We start from the raw sequence: 19,946 nt of genomic DNA, 5'->3' as shown, positions 1-19,946 counted from the left end.
CACGATGACGGACAGGCCTTCATACGAGAGTGGATCCGGCGGGGATATCCGGTACCGCCTGGTTCAAGGAAGGCCGTTTGAAGGTTGGGAGATCCACCACATCATCCCTCGAGAGTTCGGAGGTACAAACGAGTTCAACAACCTAGTACCCTTGCCTAAAGAAATACACTACCTATTCACGGATTGGTTCAGATACTTTGGCATACGACCCTAGATCTATTCTCGAAATTGTCGACACCTACCCCCGGGAGTATTTTACTGAACTCGGTGGAGTCCAGTATGTTTCAGTGACCTACTCTGAACCTCCCGCTCAGTCAAGTGAGATCGACGATGCATGGTCCGGCCGAACACTCCCTCCGGCATTGCGTGCGCATTGGGGCGTTTCGCGAGAGATAGCCTTGTTCTACTCGCAAGGGTCAGACGGGGTAATCTTCTACGACCCGAAGACAAGCCGTGAGCAGACAAGTGCACTCTTGAGGGACTGGTGGATCGAGGACGACAGCTTCCATGACGACGACGTGGTAGTCGGGGACATGCAAGGATATGACCATCGATTCTTGTACTCGCCGGGGGATGGATGGATTATACATGACTCAATCGCGCCACGCAGTGAATGGATTCGTTTGGGTGAAACATTGAACCGATTTCTTGCTGTTTACCGAGACCATCACGAGTCCGGTGAATGGGAGCTGCTTCTTCGCCGGAACGACATGCGAGACAATTAAGAACGTTGTGTGACAGTGGGTTCTCTGGATGCTCCCTCGCGTGGGGCCGCGGGGTTTCCGGGCGTAGGAACTGCCATAGGGTTTGCGGTCGAGGTCGGCGCTGGAATTGTGAGGACTTACTTCATTAAGTGGCTGACGGAGTAAATTGCTGTGACTTGCCTGCGATCATCTCGCCGCTATGGAGCTATTCACCAGATAGGTGATCCTCGCCCTGGTCGTAACTGATGTTTCACAACAACAACTGTTGCAGGCGACAGCGCCTTTCTTTATGAAACCGGCCGGTCGGGCGAATTCAGCAACGAAATCCCGAGGCTCGATCGATTTCTTGTTGGATTGTTCGCGGGACCTACGAACGCCGTTGCTGACAATGGTGGCAATGCTGTCCATAGCTCTGCGTGAGGCTACCCGATGACGCCAGATCACACGACGACGGACAGGCCGTACCCGAGGGGCCAGGTGGGTCGGTCGGTGTCGACGAAGTCGCCGGGGAGTTCCGTCGGAGACGCGGTCACGATCGCGCGCCCTTCGGCGTTGACGAGTGCGGCGTGCGGACCGAGGCTCGCGAGGGGGCGGGTGAGGACCTTCTCGAGATCGGCGACGGTCACGTCGATGCCCGCGACCGCGGGGGCGCCCGACCACGGGACCGGGCAGGTGTAGGTGAGCGCGAACTCGTCGGTGCACAGCAGGTCGATGTAGGGGCCGGTGATCGTCAGGCGGCCCGTGGAGATCGGGCCGCGGTACCAGTCGGCGTCCAGATAGCGGTTCGCGGCAGTCATCGACAGGTTGGCGAGCGCGTCGACACGGTCGACGGACTCGCCCTGCCACCACGCCATGAAACTGCCACCAGACGGAAGCAGTCCGGACGCGGCGACGAAACCGCCGCCCGCGATGTGCGCGCCGACTTCGGCGAGCATCGCCTCCACGTCGGGCTTCACGATCCGGTCGACCGCAGCAGCCGAGAGGGCGCCGGCGTGCGCGTCCAATGTCCGGCCCAAAGCAGTGGACCACTCCTGAACGCGGCTGGGGAAGGTGTCCATCACGGCGGCGATGTCGGTCACCGCGGTAGGACGGTCCGTTGCCTGGCTCATGTGGGCCCACCCTTCAGATCAGTTCGGCGCGCCTGGTCAACAGCCACGTCGTGTTCGCGGCGACGAGATCACGGATCGACGACGACGCGCCGCCCTCGTCGTGCGACTCGATATGCCGCGTCACATCGTCCCTCAATCGGGCGACATCGTCACGGTACTTCGGGTCTTCGTTCGGCAGCAGAGTGAGGACACCGTACTCCGACTGCACGGACATGAGAGCACGCGACAGGCGCGCGATGCGGGCGATCGCCGCGACTTCGACCATGAACTCGGTCTCCGCCTGTCGCCATGCGACCGACACGTCCGCAACGTCCGGCTCGATGACCGTGATCGCCCGCAGTGCCGCGATGTCGGCGGCGCCTGCGCGTCGAGCCGCGGCCCGCGCGCACCCCACGGCGAGCGCCTCGAAGTGTGCGCCCATCTCGGCGATCTCCAGCCGAGTCAAGTCGCGCAGACGTGCATCGGCCCGCACCGTGGACGGGGCCATCGCGGGGGAGATGAAACTGCCGCCCGTCCGCCCGCGCGTCGTCACGACGACGTCCTCCGCACGCAGACGGGAGAGTGCCTCGCGGATCGTCAACGCCGACACGCCCAGGGCGGCGGCGAACTCCGCCTCATTGGGCAGTCGCTGCCCGGGCTGCAGTAGACCCGATTCGGCAGCGTCGAGTATCCGTTCGGTGATCTGATCGACGAGCGAGCCCGAACGAAGGGGGCGGAACACGGCCGACGCGCTGCGGGTCGGCGCAGTGGTCATCGTCGGCCCCCTCGGGTTGGTGTCGTCCTTGAAAGTGTACCGGCGAGATGAACGCGGCTTTTGCGGCTTCGGCGACGCGGTGGCCGAACGCGGATCAGATGGCGTACTGGAAGACGGTGAGCATGTAGGCGCCGAACCACGCGGACGCGAGGGTCGCGCCGACGGCCGTCGAGACGGCGACGGCGCGCGACGCGCCGCCGAGCCGGATGGCGACCGGCAACAGGATCACGAATGCGGGCAGCAGCAGGCGAGGCCGCGACTGCATCAGCCCACTCGACAGCAGTACCGACGCCATCACGAGGACGGCGTACACCGACACCGGCCACGGCGGACGGTCGACGATGGACCACACCAGCAGCACCAGAGACGCGAGGATCAGCAGGGAGGTCGCGAGCGACACGAAGTCGCCGGACGACGTCAGGTTGTCGTACAGGAACGTCACGGTGGCGCGGCCGCCGTCGAACCGCGTGTCCCAACCCGACGTCTGGATCTTGAACCAGCCCGTCGGCGTACCCGTCTTGGCCCACACCACGCACAGGTATCCGATGTAGCCGAGCGGTGCGATCGCCCCGGCGATCCATGCGCGTGTCCCGTCGTGCCGGGCCAGCGTGGCCGCGGCCATCACGACCACGATCACGGCGATGCCGGTGGGACGGACCAGACCGACGGCGAAGGCGCTGAAGCCGGCCAGCAGCCATCGCTGTTCGAGAACGCCCACCAGCGCCCACGCCGCCAGCGCGCAGAAGAGGGCCTCCGTGTACGTCATCGACAGGACGACGCCCATCGGGGCCGCCGCGAACAGGACCACCAGCATCAATCCGGACCGTCGGACAGCCGACTCCGTCATGGCCGGGCGGACGTGGCGCGCGCACAGCATGCCGAGACGTCCGATGCCGACCGCGGCGGCGCAGCCGATCGCCGCATTCACGATCACGCCCGCCGCGAACGGACTCACGAACGGCAGCTGCGCGATCAGGCCGACCAGACCCGGATAGCCGGGGAAGAACGCGTATGCGGTTGTCGCCGTGTGGATCCCGTTCGCGTCCATACCGGTGTCGGGGACGCCGTCGTATCCGAAGTCGGCGATGTCGAGCATCCACTTGCCGTCCCACTTGGTCAGCAACGCGTGCAGGCCGACATGGTGGATCGAACCGAACCAGGTCAGAAACAGCAGTCCGACCGCGCGGATCGTGAGATAGACCGCGACAGCGGTGGCGGTGGGTGACGCCCGGAGAGTCGCCGGGAGCGTGCGCAGAGGGGAAGCCATCCCCGCTGATCCTACGGACACGTAGCGGAGGTCACACCGGGACGCGCAGCCTGCACGGACGACTCCGCAGGCCGGTAAGGTGGACCACTGACCGAATGAACCGAACCCCGAGTTCAGCTCGATGAGAATACTGAGGAAGGTGCACACGTGGCACTGGTCGTCCAGAAGTACGGTGGCTCGTCCGTGGCGGATGCCGAACGCATCCGTCGCGTCGCGGAGCGGATCGTGGAGACCAAGCGCGCGGGCAACGACGTCGTCGTCGTCGCCTCGGCGATGGGCGACACCACCGACGAACTCCTCGACCTGGCCGAACAGGTCAATCCGAACCCGCCGCAACGCGAGATGGACATGCTGCTCACGTCCGGCGAGCGGATCTCCAACGCGCTCCTCGCGATGGCGATCGAAGCGCTCGGTGAAGAGGCCCGCTCGTTCACCGGCTCGCAGGCAGGCGTCATCACGACGTCCAGCCACGGCAAGGCCAAGATCATCGATGTGACGCCCGGCCGCGTCCGCAGCGCGCTCGACGAGGGCACCATCGTGCTCGTCGCCGGTTTCCAGGGCGTCTCGCAGGACACGAAAGACGTCACGACCCTCGGCCGCGGAGGCTCGGACACCACCGCCGTCGCACTGGCCGCGGCGCTCGAAGCCGACGTCTGCGAGATCTACACGGACGTCGACGGCATCTACACGTCCGACCCGCGCATCGTCCCCAACGCTCGTCGTCTCGACGCCATCTCCTTCGAGGAGATGCTCGAGATGGCGGCATGCGGCGCCAAGGTCCTGATGCTCCGGTGCGTGGAATACGCGCGCCGCTACAACGTTCCCGTTCATGTGCGCTCGTCGTACTCGACCAACACGGGCACCATCGTGTCCGGCTCGATGGAGGACATTCCCGTGGAAGAAGCCATTCTCACCGGTGTTGCGCACGACCGCAGCGAAGCCCAGGTGACCGTCGTCGGACTCGAGGACAAGCCGGGCTACGCGGCCAAGGTGTTCCGTGCCGTCGCCGACGCCGAGATCAACATCGACATGGTCCTGCAGGGCGTGTCGAAGATCGACACCGGCAAGACCGACATCACGTTCACCCTGCCGAAGGAACTCGGGCCGCTGGCCGTCGAGAAGCTCGGTGCGCTCAAAGCCGAGCTCGACTTCGCCGAGGTCCTCTACGACGACAAGATCGGCAAGGTCTCGCTGGTCGGCGCGGGAATGAAGAGCCACCCCGGCGTCACCGCGACCTTCTGCGAGTCGCTCAGCGACGCGGGCATCAACATCGAACTGATCTCCACCTCGGAGATCCGCATCTCGGTGCTGGTCCGCGAGAAGGACCTCGACCGGGCTGTCAAGGTGCTGCACGACGCGTTCGAACTCGGCGCCGACGAAGAAGCCGTCGTCTACGCGGGAACGGGTCGATAGTCATGGGTCTCAAAGTCGGAGTCGTCGGCGCGACCGGTCAGGTCGGAGCCGTCATGCGCGAGATCCTCGCGCAGCGCAACTTCCCGGTCGACGAGATCAGGTTCTTCGCGTCGTCGCGTTCGGCGGGCACCACCCTGCCGTGGGGCGACGGTGAGATCGTCGTCGAAGACGCCGAGACCGCCGACCCGACCGGGCTCGACATCGCGCTCTTCTCGGCGGGCGCCACCATGTCGCGCGTCCAGGCCCCGCGCTTCGCCGCGGCGGGCGTCACCGTCATCGACAACTCGTCGGCGTGGCGCAAGGACGAGGACGTCCCGCTGATCGTCTCCGAGGTGAACGGCGAACTCGCCCAGAACCCGCCCAAGGGCATCATCGCGAACCCGAACTGCACCACGATGGCCGCGATGCCGGTCCTCAAGCCGCTGCACGACGCGAAGGGGCTGCGTCGTCTGGTGATCTCCAGCTACCAGGCCGTCTCCGGCAGCGGCCTTGCCGGTGTCGCCGAACTCGCGGGACAGGTACGCAAGGGCGTCGACGAGGCCGAGAAGCTCGTCCACGACGGCAAGGCCGTCGACCTCGGCGAGCCCGACAAGTACGTCGCGCCGATCGCGTTCAACGTGATCGCGCTCGCCGGGTCGATCGTCGACGACGGTTCGGGCGAGACCGACGAGGACCAGAAGCTGCGCAACGAGTCGCGCAAGATCCTCGGGCTGCCCGACCTGCTTGTCAGCGGCACCTGTGTGCGCGTGCCCGTGTTCACCGGCCACTCGCTCTCGATCAACGCCGAGTTCGACGAGGCGATCACCCCCGACGAGGCGCGCGCGATCCTCGCCGACGCGGCAGGCGTCCAGCTCGCCGACGTCCCGACTCCGCTCGACGCGGCGGGCGGCGACGTCTCGCTCGTCGGGCGCATCCGTCAGGATCCGGGAGCCCCGGACGGCAAGGCTCTCGCGCTGTTCGTCTCGGGCGACAACCTGCGCAAGGGCGCCGCGCTCAACACGGTTCAGATCGCCGAGCTGCTGGTCTAACCGGATCGTCTGGGGGCAGGGGAGACAATGGCCGAGCCCGACCCGGTGATCGCGGCGATCGCCGCCGCGGTGCGCGCACAGCCCGACGTCGTCGACCTGCGCGTGCACCTTGTGGAACTGCTCGTCGAGCGGGGACGTGCCGCGGAAGCCCTCGAGCACTGCGGCGCCGGACTCGCCCTCGCCCCCGGCGACCCCCGGCTCGTCGGGCTCCTCCGCCGGTGCACCGACGCCTTGGCAGGAGTCCAGAACCCGCCCGCGACCGAGGCTCCGCCCGTGGCCGACGGATTCGACTGGTCGGCGGCCGAGGACCAGATCGACGGTTCGGAGTTCGTCGAAGCATTCGCCTCTGCGTCGCCGGTCCCCATCGCCGAGGACGACGTCGACGGCCTGGAGACCGTCGGCGTCCGGCTCGCCGACGTCGGCGGAATGAACGACGTGAAACGTCAACTCGACTTGACGTTGTTCGCGCCGCTTCGGAATCCGGCGCTCGCGCAGGCCTTCCGAACCTCCGCCCGCGGCGGGCTGCTCCTGTACGGGCCTCCCGGATGCGGAAAGTCGTTCCTCGCGACGGCGGTTGCGGGCGAACTCGGAGCCAAGTTCTACCGGGTCGGGATCTCCGACGTCCTGCACAGTCACCTCGGCGAATCGGAAGAAGCACTCGCCGCGATCTTCGCGACCGCGCGACGCAACGCGCCCTGCGTCCTGTTCTTCGACGAGTTGGATGCGCTCGGTCACCGGCGCGGGGCGCTGCGGGGTGACGGATTGCGGACCGTCGTCAATCAGCTTCTCGTCGAGATGGACTCGGGCACGACGGCGAACGACGGCGTCTACATCCTCGGCGCGACCAATCACCCGTGGGACGTCGACGTCGCGCTGCGTCGGCCGGGACGGTTCGACCGGATGATCCTGGTGACCCCGCCCGATCTCGACGCCCGGGTGTCGATACTGACGTATCACCTGCGGGACCGTCCGGTCGTGGGCGTGGACCTCATCGATCTGGCGCGGCGGACCGACGGTCTGACCGGAGCCGACCTCATGCACGTCTGCAACCTGGCGACTCAGTACGCGATGAGCGCGTCGCTCGCGTCGGGACGTGTCGAGCCGGTGACGATGCGTGAAGTCGGATCCGCGTTGTCTCAGGTCCGAAGCAGTGCGGGCGCATGGTTCGACACGGCCAGATCGGTGCTGCAGTTCGCCAACTCAGACGGCAGCTTCGACGAACTCGCCAAGTTCATGCGCGGGCGACGGTGACCCCGACCGCAGACGACATCATCGATCGCGCCGTCGAATACCTTCGACTGTCCTACCTCGATCGGGCCCGCGAGCAGTGTCTTCTCGCGCTGAGCATGGAGCCGGGCAGTGTGCGGGCGATCTACGTGCTCGGCCTGATCCAGTTCCGCGCAGGCGAATACCAGCAGGCGCAGGCGACGCTGCACATGGTGGTCGCGGCCGAACCGGAGTGGGTCGAAGGCCTGACCATGTACGCCCAGGCATGCACATGGGCGGGTGCGACGATGTCGGCGCGGCACGCCGCCGAAACCGCACTCCGGCTCGAGCCCGACAACGCCGAGGTGATCCTGACGTTGGCCGAGACGATCAAGTCAGACGATCCCGCCGGCGCGATGCGGCTCGTCGACCAAGCGGGAGCGCTGTCGCCCGAAGAACCCGATCTGCTCCGGGTCCGCGCGTTGATCCACCGGGAGTCGAAGCGGTTCGCGGCCGCTCGGCGCGACATGCGCCAGTACGTGGCGGACGAGCCCGGCGTCTGGCAGAACATGTACTTCTTGGCGATGCTGGAAGCTCGCGGCTTGCGCTTCCGACGCGCGATCCGGGCGGTGTTCGCGGCGGCGTCGCAGTTTCCGCAGTCCGGTGCTCAGGCCGTCGGCATCCTCGCCTTCATCTTCGTCCGACTGATCCTCACCGTTCAGGTGATCCTGTTCGCGCTGGCAGTCGGCCTGATCATGTCGGCGGACGAGGTGGTGTCCGAGCCCGCCCCCGTGCCGACGATCAGGGTGCCGACCGAACTGCTGACCCCTCCGACTCTGCCGCCGAGGCCGACTCTCGTACCGGATCTCACGTTCCCCACCCATCCGGTGGCTCCGGCGGCGTTCACCGTCGCCGATCGAGCGGGCTTCGAACCCACAGACGGTCGCCGGACGGTAGTCGATCGAACTCTGCCGCTCTGGGCGCGGGGCGGCGGGCTCCTCGTACTGGTCGTGATCGCGGTGTTCGTCGGATCGACGTTGGCCGCGGTGCCCCGCAGCGGGTGGTCCGCGGTTCGGGAGTCGATCGTGGGTTTCTGGCCCGTTCTGCGGATCGCACTGTGCGCCGTGAGCTTCGTCCTGTTGACCGCAGCCGTCGTCGGGCCTCCGATCGCGGCGGGGTTCGCGGTGCTCCCTCTATTGTTCGGCCTGCTCAGCGGTGGTAAATCGCTTCTGAACGAGCGCTGACGTCCCGGCTTATCGTATTGACCGTGGTGCGCGTTACACATTTTTGGAATTGTGCACTACAATGCTCCCATGAGAAATTTTCGGGGAATAGTCTCAGCAAGTCTCGTAGCGGTCGTGGCCGCCGCGGGGCTCGTGTCCACCACTGCTGCGCCCGCTGACGCGGCGCGCAACTTCTACGCGCCGCCCGCGTCGTTCGACGCCACTCCCGGCTCGGTGATCCGCACCGAGCCCAGCCCGCTGCTCCTGCAGATCCCGGGCGTCAAGAACCAGTGGCCCGGCACCGCGACGCGTCTGATGTACACGTCGACGCTGCAGAACGGCAAGCCGACGGCCGTCACCGGAACCTTCGTCGAGCCGACCGCGCCGTGGAAGGGCAAGGGCGTCCGCCCGACCGTCGTCATCGGACCGGGCACCGTCGGCCAGGGTGACCAGTGCGCCGGATCGAAGCTCATGAGCTTCCCCCTCGCGATCGACCCGTCCAAGCCGAGCATCGCGGTCAACTACACCGCGCTCGAGATGAACCTGATGCTGCTCAACGGCGTCCGCGTGGTCATCACCGACTACATCGGCCTCGGCACTCCCGGCATCCACACCTACGTGAACCGCCTCGAGACCGGCCACGCCATGCTCGACGCCGCGCGCGCCGCACTCAAGGTCTCGAAGGCTCCGGCCGACGCGCCCGTCGGATTCAGCGGCTACTCGCAGGGCGGCGGCGCAGCGGCGGCCGCGGCCGAACTCGCGTCGACCTACGCGTCCGACCTCAACGTCAAGGCCTCCTACGCCGGCGCACCGCCCGCAGACCTGTCGAAGGTCATCACCAAGATCGACGGCACCTTCATCGCGGGAGCCATCGGCTACGCGATCAACGGGCTCGACGCCCGCTACCCTGCGCTCGGGCCGATCCTGAAGAAGGAGACGAATGCACAGGGCAAGCGTGTCCTGCACGACGTCGCCACCCAGTGCATCGGCGACACTGGCCTGAGCTTCGGTTTCCAGCGCTCAAACCAGTGGACGCGCACGGGCGAGTCGCTCGCCTCGGTCATCAAGCGTTACCCGGAGATCCAGCGGATGCTCGACGACCAGCGCATCGGCCGGCTCAAGCCGAACGCTCCGGTCCTGATCTCCACCGGCATCAACGACGACGTCATCCCGACCGATCAGGTCGTGCAGCTGTACCGCGACTGGAAGGCGCAGGGCGCCGACGTGACCCTCGAACGCGACTACACCCCGCCGATCTTCCCCGGCCTCGTCGTCAATCACGCACTCCCGATGGTGTTCAAGCTCCTCCCCGCGACGAGTTTCCTCCTCTCGGAGTTCAACAGCTGACGGTTCGCGCTCCTGAAATCGGTCTGATCGGCGACGTCCGGCGGCATATTGCCGCCGGACGTCGTTGTTCTCACCGATCTTCGGGGCAGGCGGCGGGAAGGTCGTGCCGACTTCGGCTCACCATGAGGTGAATCCGTGACCTTCGCACATCGAACATGATCAACTGATCGAATGAAGCGTTTCACTCGTGCCGCGTCGGTCCTCGCGGCGATCGCCGTCTGTCTGAGCGCCGTCGCCCCCGCGGCGAACGCCGCACCGGACGGGGGAACCCCGCCCGGCGTCGCCACCGACTGGACGTCGATGATGCACGGCGACGGCGCGTCCACCGACAGCACCGGCCTGCGCGGTCCCGGCAAGGGCGCCAGAGTCCTGGCCTCCAGTACGCCGGGCGGGGTGTGCGCGGCCGTCTTCATCGGGACCGACGGCTATCCGGTCTCGCTGTGCACGGCCTACGTCGCGGGCAGTCCGCCGCAGGTCGCGACGCCGGTCGTCACGATGTTCGACCCGAAGACGGCCGCGGTGATCGCCACCCTCCCGTTGACGAAGGGCGGCCTCCTCGGAGGCGTCTACGGGTACCTCGACGAGAAGAACCGCGTCGTCGTCGCCGACGGAAGCGGGGCGATCCTGCACGTCGGGCACCACCGGACGTCGAAGGGCTGGCGACTGTCCGTCGACCGTCGCGTCGACATCCGCAAGCATCTCGGCGCCGACCGCGTGACCGGTCTCGCGCCCGACTTCCAGGGACGCGTCTGGTTCGCGACCACCCACGGAGTGGTCGGGACCGTCGACGCGAAGGGTCGCGTGAGCTCCATGCACCTGCCGAAGGGCGAAGACCTAGGCAACGGTCTGAGCGTCCGCCGGTCGGGTGTCTCGATCCTGACCACCCACGCGCTCTACGAGATGCGGGCGGGCGCGGACGGGGTGCCGCGGACAGTCTGGCGTCGCGCCTACGACCGCGGTGACGCCCGGCGTCCCGGCCAGCTGACCTGGGGTTCGGGGACCACGCCCACCTACTTCGGGCCGAACGGAGACGGCTGGGTCGCCATCGTCGACAACGCGAAGATCCCGAAGCTGTGGGTGCTCGACAGCGACACCGGCGCACCCGTCTGCTCGCTGCGTGCGTTCTCGACGAGCCCGCAGGGCACCGAGAACTCGCCGATGGCGTGGGGCGACAGTCTTGTCATCCCCAGCACGTACGGTTTCGTCTATCCGCCGATGGCGGTCAGCGGTCCGAGCAGACCCGCATCCGCCCCGTTCCGCGGCGGCATGACACGCATCGACGTCGTCGACGGGAAGTGCAAGCGAGTGTGGGAGACCCGCACCGATCGCATGGCGACGCTGCCGCGGCTCTCGCGCGCCGACGGCCTCATCCACGGCCTCGCCTACGGCCCGTACCGTCCGGGCCCGCAAGAACTCGGACCCGTCGACTACGTCGGCATCAGCTTCGCCACCGGGAAGCGTGTCGTCACCCGCAAGGTCGGGGACGCGCCCGTCGACGAGCCGATGCAGCTCACCGGCATGATCGGTCCGGGCGGCGTCCTGTGGCAGGCGACGATCACCCGAATGCTGAAGATCGGTTCCTGACGCGGTCTGTGCGACGATCGATCCATGACAGAGCCCGACGGCGAGCCGGATCGCATTCCGACGCAAGCCGAACTCGACGCCGAGGACATGGCGGAGATCGCCCGCAAGTCCAAGGACGCCGACCAGCGTGACCGCTATCCGTCGCGGCCGGTCGACCCGGGTGAGCCGCCTCGCGCCCTGATCCGCGACGCGCGCATCGCCTGGCTCATCGCGGGCGTCGCCTGCCTCGTGTGGGTGGTCTACGGGTTCGCCAACCTCGACCACATCACGTCGATGCTCGCCGAGCGGCTCCGGCCCGGGATGGAGCGGGTCCCCGACGTCGACCCCGACGAGAAGGCGCGGTCGTTGGCGTCGTTCTGGCCGACGGCATTCCTCATCGGGATCCCGGTGCTGATGGCGTTGACGTGGCCGATGCTCGTCGGGATCGCGAGCAAGCACAGCCGCAACCTGCGGAACGTGTACATGTCCACGGTCGTCGTCCTGCTGCTGTTCGTCCCGGTGTGCGCCGACCTGCTCTTCAACTACGACGGGTCGCCGCGGTGGGTGTGGGCCACGGCGTGGGTGCAGTTCGCGTTCCTCATCGGTTCGATCCTCATGACGATGCGTCGCAGCGTCGGCCAGTGGCTCCCGGCGTCGATGCGCGTGCGGCCCATGCGCGTCGCGAAGGGCGGGTAGGTTGGGTTACGGCCCGTGCGCGCCCGTGTGCGGCGAACGAACTGAGGAGACAAGATGACAGTGACCCCCGTGTACCGAGTTTCGTCGACTTCCCGTGGCGGCGGCCGCGACGGTGAGGTCGTCTCCGATTCGGGTCGTATCGACCTGACTCTCGCCCCGCCGGTCGAGATGGGCGGCAGTGGCGACGGCAGCAACCCGGAGGAGCTGTTCTCCGCGGGCTGGGCGGCGTGTTTCATGGGAGCACTCCGTCTCGTCGCCAAGAACGCGGGAGTCGCCGTGCCCGAGGGCACGGAGGTCCGCGTGACCGTCGGCATCGGCAAGGACGACGTCGACGGCGGCTTCGGTCTCACCGCGGACATCGACGTCTACCTGCCCGGAGCCGAGACCGCACAGGCGAACGAGATCGCCCTCGCGGCCCACGGATTCTGCCCCTACTCCAAGGCCACCCGCGGCAACATCGTGAGCACCGTCACGTCGCGCGTGTGACGTCCGTCCGAGGGTGTGACGCGCGTCGCGCCCTCGGGCCGGTAGCGTGATCGCTTGTGAACACGTGGGCATTTGCAACTGGCATCGGACTTCTCGCGACGACGATCGCGACAATCGCTTTCGTGGCATACCGACAGCGGGAGTCCGCGTCGTTGCTGCGCGACGCCGAACTGGCACGCACGTTGCGTGACCTCGCGTCGGGCGACCCGGTGCGGCTCGCCGCCGTCGACGAGTTCGAGACGGGTGTCTACAAGCGGCTGTTCTACAGCACCGAAGTGGGGCCGAAGATCCGCAGTGCCGCGTGGGCGCTGCTCGGCGCGATTCTCGCGGGCTTCGGCGCCCTGGTCCTCGACTCCCGTGACGGTGTCGTCGCGATGATCATGTGGGGAGTGCTGCTCGCGGTGACGATCGTCTTCGCGCTCGGCGCGCTCACCTATGTCGGCCTGGCGGTCTTCGCGGCGGCGACCACCCCGCGCGTGACCTTCGTCGACGTGGACGACACGGACGACTGATGGCCCCGAGGCGGGGATCGACCCGGACCCGTCCGCTCCTCGCGGGCGGGGTCCTCGTCGCCGTCGCGGTCCTCACCGCGTCGTCGGCGATCGTCGTCCCCGCACAGCCGTCCGACGCCGCGGCTTCCGAGCTGCCGTCGTTGACGGTCGTCGAGAACAATCGCGCCGCCCCCGCGTCGGTGCAGGCGGCGCGATCGATGTTCCGGTCGTCGCCCAGCGCCGTCGTGGTGTCGTCCGCGGCGTCGGAGGACGATCTCGAGCACGGCATCGCCGTCGCCGAACGTAACCGGATACCGGTGTTCCACATCGTCGACGACACGTACACGTTCCCCGTCGGATTCGCGCTCGGCGCCCTCGACGTGTCGTCGGTGATCGGAATCGGCGCCGATCAGCCCGACTTCCGGCTGCCGGTCACGACGTCGGAGACGACTCGGCCAGGCGTCCCGTCGGAGTTGGCTCAGGGTCGTCCGCTCGTCCTCGTAGCGGATTCGGGCGACGTCGGCGCCGCCAACGCGGAGGCTGCCGGGGCGACCGGGGTCCGGGTGCCCGTCGGGGATCCGCGGTCGAGCGGAGCCGCTGTCGCCGCGTTGAAGGCCGACCCCGACCGCCCGATCGTCACCGTCGGCGACTTCGGCGCCGAGAAGACCGTCGCCGACCGCATAGCGCAGGCCCGGACTGTTCCCGAACTGCCCGGCGGCGGGCAGATCGTCTTCCCCGGCAGGCGAATGGTCGCGTTGTATGGGTCTCCCGGCGGTCCGGACCTCGGACCGCTCGGCGCGCAGGACATCCCGGCGTCCATCCGCCGCGTCAAACGCGTCGCCCGGCCGTACGGACGGCTCGTCGACGTGCCGGTGGTGCCGACGTTCGAGATCATCGTGACGGTCGCGTCGTCCGACCCCGGATATCGGGGCAAGTACACGAACATCATCGACCCGTCGGCCATCCGCCCGTGGGTCGACGCGGCCCGCGACGCGGGCGTGTACGTCACGCTCGACCTGCAGCCGGGGCGCATGGACTTCCTGACGCAGGCCAAGATGTACCGGGACCTGTTGCTGGAGCCGCATGTCGGGCTCGCACTCGACCCGGAATGGCGGCTCAAGCCGAGGCAGGTGCATCTGACGCAGATCGGATCGGTGGATCCCGACGAGGTCAATCGGACGGCGGACTGGCTCGCCGACCTCGTCCGCACCGAGCATCTCCCGCAGAAGGTGTTCGTCCTGCACCAGTTCGACGCCGACATGCTCGGCGATCGCAGCAGGCTCGACACGTCGCACCCCGAACTCGCCACCGTGATCCACGCCGACGGTCATGGCACGGCCTCGGTGAAGCGCGCGACGTGGCAGCGGATCATCACCGGACTGCCGCCGAACGTGTGGCTCGGCTGGAAGAACTTCTACAAGGAGGACAGGCCGATGTTCTCGCCGTTGGCGACGTTCGACGTCGAGCCGCAACCGATGTTCGTGTCCTATCAGTAGTGGCGCCCCGATCTATCGATTGACTATCGATAGATTTCGAGTGATAGTCGATTCATGGAACGAATCATGTCGGTCGCCTACTGGCCGCTGCGCGTCACGCTTGTGCTGCTCTTCGTCGGCGTCACCGTCCTGCAGACGTTGTCCTTCCCGGGTAAGTTCCGCTACCTGGAGAGCATCGGTGACGTGACGGCCGGAGAACGGTGGCTCGGCACCGTCCTTGTCGGCTACGAATTCCTCTGCCTGCAGGTGGTCCTCGTGTCGATCTGGGTGCTCCTCGGGCGAGTGCGCCGAGATCGGATCTTCGACGAGTCGTCGTTCCGCTGGGTCGATGCGATCATCGTCGCGACAGTCGGCGCCGGGCTCGTCCCGGCCGGCCTTCTCATCGCATTGGGGCTGTTCGGTGCGGTCGACGATCCGGGACTGCCCATCGTGCTGACCATGCTCGGACTCGCGTGTCTGGTCCTCGCGTTGCTCATGCTGGTGATGCGGTCGCTGCTGCGGCAGGCGACCACCTTGCGCTCGGACCTCGACGGGGTGATCTGACGTGCCGATCGTCGTCCGGCTCGACGTGGAGCTCGCCAAGCGCAAACTGAGCGTCGGCGAGTTCGCCGACCAGGTCGGGCTCACACCCGCCAACGTCGCCGTCCTGAAGAACGGGCGTGCCAAGGCGGTCCGCTTCTCCACGCTGGAGGCGATCTGCCGCGTCCTGCAATGTCAGCCCGGGGACATCCTGCACTGGGTCGACGAGTGACCGCGAACCGCCGAAATGCCGTCCGATAGGCGTGTTGACCTGCCGATTTAATAGTTCAGTCACCCTCGTTGTAGGCTGTACCAGGTTGCACACGGGGTGTGGCGCAGCTTGGTAGCGCGCTTCGTTCGGGACGAAGAGGTCGTGGGTTCGAATCCCGCCACCCCGACGCTAGGTTGAGATAGCAGTTTGAGGCCCTGACCAGGGGAGACCCTGGTCAGGGCCTCACTCGTTTCTCCGATCGGGGACACCGGAACGAGGGTCTCGACGACGAACGAGGCACGCATGCGTGCCTCGTTCGTCGGTGAATGCTTCGTTCTCCGGCCGCGGCGCCGGGACGGCCGTCAGGTGGTGACGACTTCCAGGCTGGGCAGGGTGAGGTCGACGGCGGCGTCGTCGCCGCCGTTCGAGACCGCGGTGAGCGTGAGGAGCGTCGCTTCGGGGCGACAGCTGAATCGGGCCGGAGCGTACGGCGATGTGCCGAGGCCCGCGCTCACATGCAACGCCATCGACGCGCCCCACCGCGACAGGCCCTTCACGCGGGACCTGTCGATGTGGCAGTTCGTGACGATCGCGCCGTAGCCGGGCACGCACAGCTGCCCGCCGTGCGTGTGGCCCGCCATGACGAGGTCGTAGCCGTCCTCCGCGAAACTGTCGAGCACACGGGGCTCGGGGGAGTGGGTGAGGCCGAGTCGGAGCTGTGCGAGGGGATTGGGGCGGCCTGCGACGGTCTCGTAGCGGTCGCGTTCGATGTGCGGGTCGTCGACGCCCGCAGCCGCGATCCGGACCCCGGCGACTTCCAGTTCGCGGACGGCGTGTGTCGCGTCGAGCCAGCCGCGTTCGGTGAACGCGGCACGCAGGTCCTGCCACGGCAGGGGCTCGCCGTGCGTGCGCTTGTGGTCCTTCTTGAAGTACTTGAACGGATTCTTCGGCTTGGGGCCGAAGTAGTCGTTCGAGCCGAACACGAACAGGCCGGGACGCGACAGGAGACCGCCGAGCGACTGCACGACGGCGGGTACCGCGCTCGGATGCGCGAGATTGTCGCCGGTGTTGATGACCAGATCCGGCTCGAGGGAGTCGAGCTCGGAGATCCACGCCTGCTTGAGATGCTGATGCGGCGTCATGTGGATGTCGCTGATGTGCAGTACACGCAGCGGCGACGACCCGGCCTCCAGCACCGGTGCGGTCACGTGTCGGAGAGCGAACGCGTTGCGCTCGATCACCGTCGAGTAGACGAGGCCTGCAGCAGCGGCGCCTGCGGCTCCCGCGGCGAGACGAGCCGCGCGGGACGGGGATTGCGAACCGGAGAGCATGCGTCCACGATACGCGTGCTCACCGACACCGATCATTCGTCTGGAACCTCGATCACCACCGGGCCCACACCGGGCACCTCGACCGTCTTCTCCGTGGTGCCCGAACCCCGTCGTCCGCTCGGGCCCGTCGACGATCCGCGCCCGTTGCTGACGTAGACGGCGATGGTGCTGCCCGGCATCGCGCTGTCGGACGGAGCCGTGAAGACGACGGTGCCCTTGGGGCGCCCGCTGTCGACCTCGAGTTCGTTGACCTTGAACCCGGCCTCCTGCAGTCGGGACGTCGCCTGACTCACGGGCAGACCGCTGACGTCGGGTATCCGGCCGCGATCGCTGCCGGCCACGTACTGCGGATCGACCGGCGGCATCGCCACCGGACCGAACTTGGTGGCGACCGGCAGGATGCCGTTCATCCACGTGCGGGCCGGTTCGTAGCCGCCGTACACGTCGCCGTCGTAGCACTGACGCAGCGGCGAGGTGCAGATCCCGGCGGGCGTCGGGCCGTCGTTGTATACGTACGACGCGGCCGCCATCTGGTTCGTGAAGCCCAGGAACGCCGCCGAGCGGTGAGCTTCGGTGGTCCCCGTCTTGCCCGACAACGGAAGATTCCAGCCGGTCGAGCGGGCGGCCTGCGCGGAGGTGCCCGGTCCCTTGTCGTCGTCGCCCATCGCGTTCGCCAGAGTGTTCGCCAGGCCGGCGTCGACCACCTGCTCGCACTGCGGCGCGTTGAACGGCACCGACGTCATCGCCGGATTGCCCTTCTCGTCCACCACGCGGTTGCCGTACTGGTCGCGCTTGGCCTGCTGGATCGACACGATCGGGTTCGGCGGGCACCACACGCCGCCCGACGCGAGGGTCGCGGCCACATTCGACAGTTCGAGTGCGTTCACCGCGAACGGGCCGAGGGTGAACGAGCCGAAGTTGCCCTTCTTGATGTACTCGGCAAGGGACTGGTCGCCGTTGCCCGACGTGCCGGGCTGGTTGTACGAGCGCATGCCGAGTCGGACGGCCATGTCGACGGCTGGCTTCACGCCGACCTGCTGCAGGAGATTCACGAACGCGGTGTTCGGGGACGTCGCGAGGGCCTGCGTGACCGACATCTGGGCGGCGTACGCGCCGGCGTTCTTCACGCAGTACGCGTTCGCCGGGCACCCGTTGGCCCCGTTGCTGTTGCCCATGCCGTACACCGCGATGCTCGACGGGACCTGCAGCATCGCGCTGGTGCCGAGGCCCTTCTCCATCGCCGCGGCGACGGTGAAGATCTTGAACACCGAACCGGCTCCGTCGCCGACCATCGAGAACGGCTGGGGCTGGACGGTCTGGTCCTTCTTCGCGTCGAGGCCGTAGTCGCGGCTCGAGACCATCGACACGACGTCGTGCGACTGCTTGCCGGGTCGGACGACGCTCATCACGTTTGCGATGCCGTCGGTGCGCGGGTCGGCCTGCGCCTGTGCGGCACGCAGGGTCGACGCCTGGACGGTCGGGTCGAGAGTGGTGCGGATCAGGTATCCGCCGCGCATCACCTGCTGGCGGGAGATGCCGTTGTCGGCCAGGTACTGCAGCACGTAGTCGCAGAAGAAGCCCGCATCGTCGGCGGCGATGCAGCCCTGCACCGGAGTGCGCGGCTCGGGCAGGACGCCGAGCGGCTTTTCCTTGGCCGCCGTCAACTCGGCCTTCCGTTCGGGGAAGTTGTCGATCATGGTGTCGAGCACCAGATTTCGACGCGCCGTCGCGGCCTTCGGGTCCGTGTACGGGTTCAGGCCGGAACTCGACTGCACCATGCCGGCGAGCATCGCGGCCTGCTCGACCGTCAGTTCCTTCGCCGAGTGGCCGAAGTACGTCTGCGCCGCGGCCTCGATGCCGTAGGCGTTGTTGCCGAACGGGACGACGTTCAGATAACGGGTGATGATCTGCTTCTTCGCGTCCTGCTTGGCGGCGGCGTCGTCCAGCCCGCGGTCGCGTTTCGCCTGGTCGATCAGGGTCTGCTCGAGGGTCAGCGCCATGCGGACCTCCCGGAGCTTGCGGGCCGGGGTGGTCTCGATCGCGGCCTGACGTTCGGCCTCGGTGCGGGCGAGGACGAGCAGTTGGTAGTTCTTGATGTACTGCTGATCGAGCGTCGACGCGCCCTGCTGGACGTCGCCCGACGCCGAATTCTTCAGCGCCGCACGGATGGTGCCGCGCCAGTCGACGCCGTCGTGCTCCAGGAATCGGCGGTCCTCGATGGAGATGATCGCGCGGATCATGTCCTGCGAGATGTCGTTGTATCCCACCTGGTAGCGGTACTGATCGAAGAGCTGGGCGATCGGCTTGCCGGTGGAGTCGGTCACCGTGGTGACCTCCGGCAGCGTCCCGCTCAGCAGCTCGGACGAACTGTTCTCCATCGTCGCTGCGGCCCGGTTGGTCAGGACCCCGAGTCCGCCGACGATCGGGAACAGCAGGCCCGCGACCAGGACGCCCGCCATGACGCATGCCACGGCGAGGCCGGCCAAGTTAGATGTCTTCCGCACGGACGCCAGGATACGTGGACCCGCGCCGTCTCCCGGGTAGCGACCTGCATCGGATCCCGGTCGCCACTGCTTGGGGACCCCCGACTTGCGTTGCGATGGGCGTCTCAATAGGGTGATTGACGTGAGCTACCCCACAATGCGACCAAATGCAGGGTGACGCTCCGTCGGAGATCTTATGCGCGGGTCGAGCCTCGACTCGTGTCGATGGGTTTGTGAAAGGTGGGATCGCGCAATGACTTTGGCGCCGTTGTCCTCCGGAGAATCGGAAACACGCCTTACCTGGGTGTCGCAGGCACGCTGCCGCGGCGGCGACCCGGACGACCTCTTCGTTCGAGGGGCGGCCCAGCGTAAAGCGGCCACCATCTGTCGGCACTGCCCGGTCCAGATGGAGTGTGGCGCCGACGCACTCGACAACCGCGTCGAGTTCGGCGTGTGGGGCGGAATGACCGAGCGCCAGCGTCGGGCTCTCCTCCGCCAGCATCCCGAGGTCACCTCCTGGGCGGCCTTCTTCGAAGCCCAACGCCGCCGTCAGCGCATCGGCGCGGTCCCCGACAAGAACTGAACGCGAACGAGCCCGACGAATCCTCGTCGGGCTCGA

19 protein-coding genes and 1 tRNA gene are annotated in these 19,946 nt (G+C 67.3%); 15 read left to right on the top strand and 5 right to left on the bottom strand.

The genetic code is table 11. The features are described from left to right. The first annotated feature begins 4 nt into the window (after positions 1-4). Positions 5-214 (top strand): HNH endonuclease signature motif containing protein, encoded by a 210-nt coding sequence (locus GYB83_RS09700; protein WP_228461350.1) that lies wholly within the window; start codon positions 5-7, stop codon positions 212-214. 930 nt (positions 215-1,144) lie between these two features. On the opposite strand, the gene GYB83_RS09695 is transcribed toward GYB83_RS09700, so the two are convergent. From GYB83_RS09695 to GYB83_RS09685, 3 genes are all read right to left on the bottom strand, one after another. Further along, positions 1,145-1,813, bottom strand: coding sequence for a cache domain-containing protein (locus tag GYB83_RS09695; RefSeq protein ID WP_161895284.1), 669 nt, complete (start codon positions 1,811-1,813; stop codon positions 1,145-1,147). Between the two features lie 13 nt (positions 1,814-1,826). Continuing rightward, on the bottom strand, positions 1,827-2,567 hold the full coding sequence (locus GYB83_RS09690; RefSeq protein WP_161895283.1) for a FadR/GntR family transcriptional regulator: 741 nt from the start codon (positions 2,565-2,567) through the stop codon (positions 1,827-1,829). Positions 2,568-2,661: 94 nt separating this feature from the next. Continuing rightward, a complete protein-coding gene (locus tag GYB83_RS09685; protein WP_161895282.1) occupies positions 2,662-3,834 on the bottom strand; it encodes a hypothetical protein in 1,173 nt (390 codons plus the stop codon). 147 nt (positions 3,835-3,981) lie between these two features. On the opposite strand from GYB83_RS09685, the gene GYB83_RS09680 reads away from it, so the two are divergent. From GYB83_RS09680 to GYB83_RS09620, 13 genes are all read left to right on the top strand, one after another. Next, complete coding sequence (locus tag GYB83_RS09680) at positions 3,982-5,247, top strand: aspartate kinase (RefSeq protein WP_161895281.1); 1,266 nt, start codon at positions 3,982-3,984, stop codon at positions 5,245-5,247. A 2-nt stretch (positions 5,248-5,249) separates the two neighbouring features. Then, the gene (locus GYB83_RS09675; RefSeq protein ID WP_161895280.1) at positions 5,250-6,275 is read left to right on the top strand and encodes an aspartate-semialdehyde dehydrogenase; all 1,026 of its coding nucleotides are present in this window, start codon (positions 5,250-5,252) and stop codon (positions 6,273-6,275) included. A 27-nt stretch (positions 6,276-6,302) separates the two neighbouring features. Continuing rightward, a complete protein-coding gene (locus GYB83_RS09670; protein ID WP_161895279.1) occupies positions 6,303-7,526 on the top strand; it encodes an ATP-binding protein in 1,224 nt (407 codons plus the stop codon). Continuing rightward, positions 7,523-8,725 (top strand): tetratricopeptide repeat protein, encoded by a 1,203-nt coding sequence (locus GYB83_RS09665; RefSeq protein WP_161895278.1) that lies wholly within the window; start codon positions 7,523-7,525, stop codon positions 8,723-8,725. The genes GYB83_RS09670 and GYB83_RS09665 overlap by 4 nt, the downstream gene beginning before the upstream one ends. A gap of 69 nt (positions 8,726-8,794) precedes the next feature. Further along, positions 8,795-10,051, top strand: a complete 1,257-nt coding sequence (locus tag GYB83_RS09660) for a lipase family protein (RefSeq protein ID WP_161895277.1) — start codon at positions 8,795-8,797, stop codon at positions 10,049-10,051. Between the two features lie 171 nt (positions 10,052-10,222). Then, positions 10,223-11,635 carry a hypothetical protein gene (locus tag GYB83_RS09655; RefSeq protein WP_161895276.1) on the top strand — a complete coding sequence of 471 codons (1,413 nt, stop codon included), beginning with the start codon at positions 10,223-10,225 and terminating at the stop codon, positions 11,633-11,635. Positions 11,636-11,659: 24 nt separating this feature from the next. After that, positions 11,660-12,310: a hypothetical protein gene (locus tag GYB83_RS09650; protein WP_161895275.1), complete on the top strand. Its 651-nt coding sequence runs from the start codon at positions 11,660-11,662 to the stop codon at positions 12,308-12,310. A 54-nt stretch (positions 12,311-12,364) separates the two neighbouring features. Further along, positions 12,365-12,796 (top strand): organic hydroperoxide resistance protein, encoded by a 432-nt coding sequence (locus GYB83_RS09645; RefSeq protein ID WP_161895274.1) that lies wholly within the window; start codon positions 12,365-12,367, stop codon positions 12,794-12,796. A gap of 122 nt (positions 12,797-12,918) precedes the next feature. Continuing rightward, positions 12,919-13,308, top strand: a complete 390-nt coding sequence (locus GYB83_RS09640) for a hypothetical protein (RefSeq protein ID WP_228461348.1) — start codon at positions 12,919-12,921, stop codon at positions 13,306-13,308. Continuing rightward, positions 13,308-14,783 carry a hypothetical protein gene (locus GYB83_RS09635; RefSeq protein ID WP_161895273.1) on the top strand — a complete coding sequence of 492 codons (1,476 nt, stop codon included), beginning with the start codon at positions 13,308-13,310 and terminating at the stop codon, positions 14,781-14,783. The genes GYB83_RS09640 and GYB83_RS09635 overlap by 1 nt, the downstream gene beginning before the upstream one ends. Positions 14,784-14,837: 54 nt before the next feature. After that, positions 14,838-15,326, top strand: a complete 489-nt coding sequence (locus GYB83_RS09630; RefSeq protein WP_161895272.1) for a DUF2975 domain-containing protein — start codon at positions 14,838-14,840, stop codon at positions 15,324-15,326. 1 nt (position 15,327) lies between these two features. Further along, positions 15,328-15,534, top strand: a complete 207-nt coding sequence (locus tag GYB83_RS09625) for a helix-turn-helix domain-containing protein (RefSeq protein WP_161895271.1) — start codon at positions 15,328-15,330, stop codon at positions 15,532-15,534. Between the two features lie 92 nt (positions 15,535-15,626). Further along, positions 15,627-15,700 (top strand) — tRNA-Pro (locus tag GYB83_RS09620). A gap of 175 nt (positions 15,701-15,875) precedes the next feature. Here the strand turns inward: GYB83_RS09620 and GYB83_RS09615 are convergent. Continuing rightward, complete coding sequence (locus tag GYB83_RS09615; protein ID WP_161895270.1) at positions 15,876-16,844, bottom strand: metallophosphoesterase; 969 nt, start codon at positions 16,842-16,844, stop codon at positions 15,876-15,878. 32 nt (positions 16,845-16,876) lie between these two features. Beyond that, complete coding sequence (locus GYB83_RS09610) at positions 16,877-19,303, bottom strand: penicillin-binding protein (protein ID WP_161895590.1); 2,427 nt, start codon at positions 19,301-19,303, stop codon at positions 16,877-16,879. Between the two features lie 277 nt (positions 19,304-19,580). Here GYB83_RS09610 and GYB83_RS09605 point away from each other — a divergent pair, with 277 nt between their 5' ends. After that, positions 19,581-19,910 carry a WhiB family transcriptional regulator gene (locus tag GYB83_RS09605; RefSeq protein WP_161895269.1) on the top strand — a complete coding sequence of 110 codons (330 nt, stop codon included), beginning with the start codon at positions 19,581-19,583 and terminating at the stop codon, positions 19,908-19,910. Positions 19,911-19,946: the final 36 nt, after the last annotated feature.

Source organism: Gordonia spumicola (assembly GCF_009932475.1).
Taxonomy (GTDB): domain Bacteria; phylum Actinomycetota; class Actinomycetes; order Mycobacteriales; family Mycobacteriaceae; genus Gordonia; species Gordonia spumicola.
Note: the sequence above shows the minus strand (reverse complement) of the source record. Positions and strands in the feature narration are given on the sequence as shown.

Bases quoted from the DNA above. Each gene is read 5' to 3' on its own strand.
- GYB83_RS09700 (WP_228461350.1), top strand. From the start codon at position 5: ATGACGGACAGGCCTTCATACGAGAGTGGATCCGGCGGGGATATCCGG.
- GYB83_RS09695 (WP_161895284.1), bottom strand. From the start codon at position 1,813: ATGAGCCAGGCAACGGACCGTCCTACCGCGGTGACCGACATCGCCGCC.
- GYB83_RS09690 (WP_161895283.1), bottom strand. From the start codon at position 2,567: ATGACCACTGCGCCGACCCGCAGCGCGTCGGCCGTGTTCCGCCCCCTT.
- GYB83_RS09685 (WP_161895282.1), bottom strand. From the start codon at position 3,834: ATGGCTTCCCCTCTGCGCACGCTCCCGGCGACTCTCCGGGCGTCACCC.
- GYB83_RS09675 (WP_161895280.1), top strand. From the start codon at position 5,250: ATGGGTCTCAAAGTCGGAGTCGTCGGCGCGACCGGTCAGGTCGGAGCC.
- GYB83_RS09670 (WP_161895279.1), top strand. From the start codon at position 6,303: ATGGCCGAGCCCGACCCGGTGATCGCGGCGATCGCCGCCGCGGTGCGC.
- GYB83_RS09660 (WP_161895277.1), top strand. From the start codon at position 8,795: ATGAGAAATTTTCGGGGAATAGTCTCAGCAAGTCTCGTAGCGGTCGTG.
- GYB83_RS09655 (WP_161895276.1), top strand. From the start codon at position 10,223: ATGAAGCGTTTCACTCGTGCCGCGTCGGTCCTCGCGGCGATCGCCGTC.
- GYB83_RS09650 (WP_161895275.1), top strand. From the start codon at position 11,660: ATGACAGAGCCCGACGGCGAGCCGGATCGCATTCCGACGCAAGCCGAA.
- GYB83_RS09645 (WP_161895274.1), top strand. From the start codon at position 12,365: ATGACAGTGACCCCCGTGTACCGAGTTTCGTCGACTTCCCGTGGCGGC.
- GYB83_RS09635 (WP_161895273.1), top strand. From the start codon at position 13,308: ATGGCCCCGAGGCGGGGATCGACCCGGACCCGTCCGCTCCTCGCGGGC.
- GYB83_RS09630 (WP_161895272.1), top strand. From the start codon at position 14,838: ATGGAACGAATCATGTCGGTCGCCTACTGGCCGCTGCGCGTCACGCTT.
- GYB83_RS09615 (WP_161895270.1), bottom strand. From the start codon at position 16,844: ATGCTCTCCGGTTCGCAATCCCCGTCCCGCGCGGCTCGTCTCGCCGCG.
- GYB83_RS09610 (WP_161895590.1), bottom strand. From the start codon at position 19,303: ATGGCGGGCGTCCTGGTCGCGGGCCTGCTGTTCCCGATCGTCGGCGGA.
- GYB83_RS09605 (WP_161895269.1), top strand. From the start codon at position 19,581: ATGACTTTGGCGCCGTTGTCCTCCGGAGAATCGGAAACACGCCTTACC.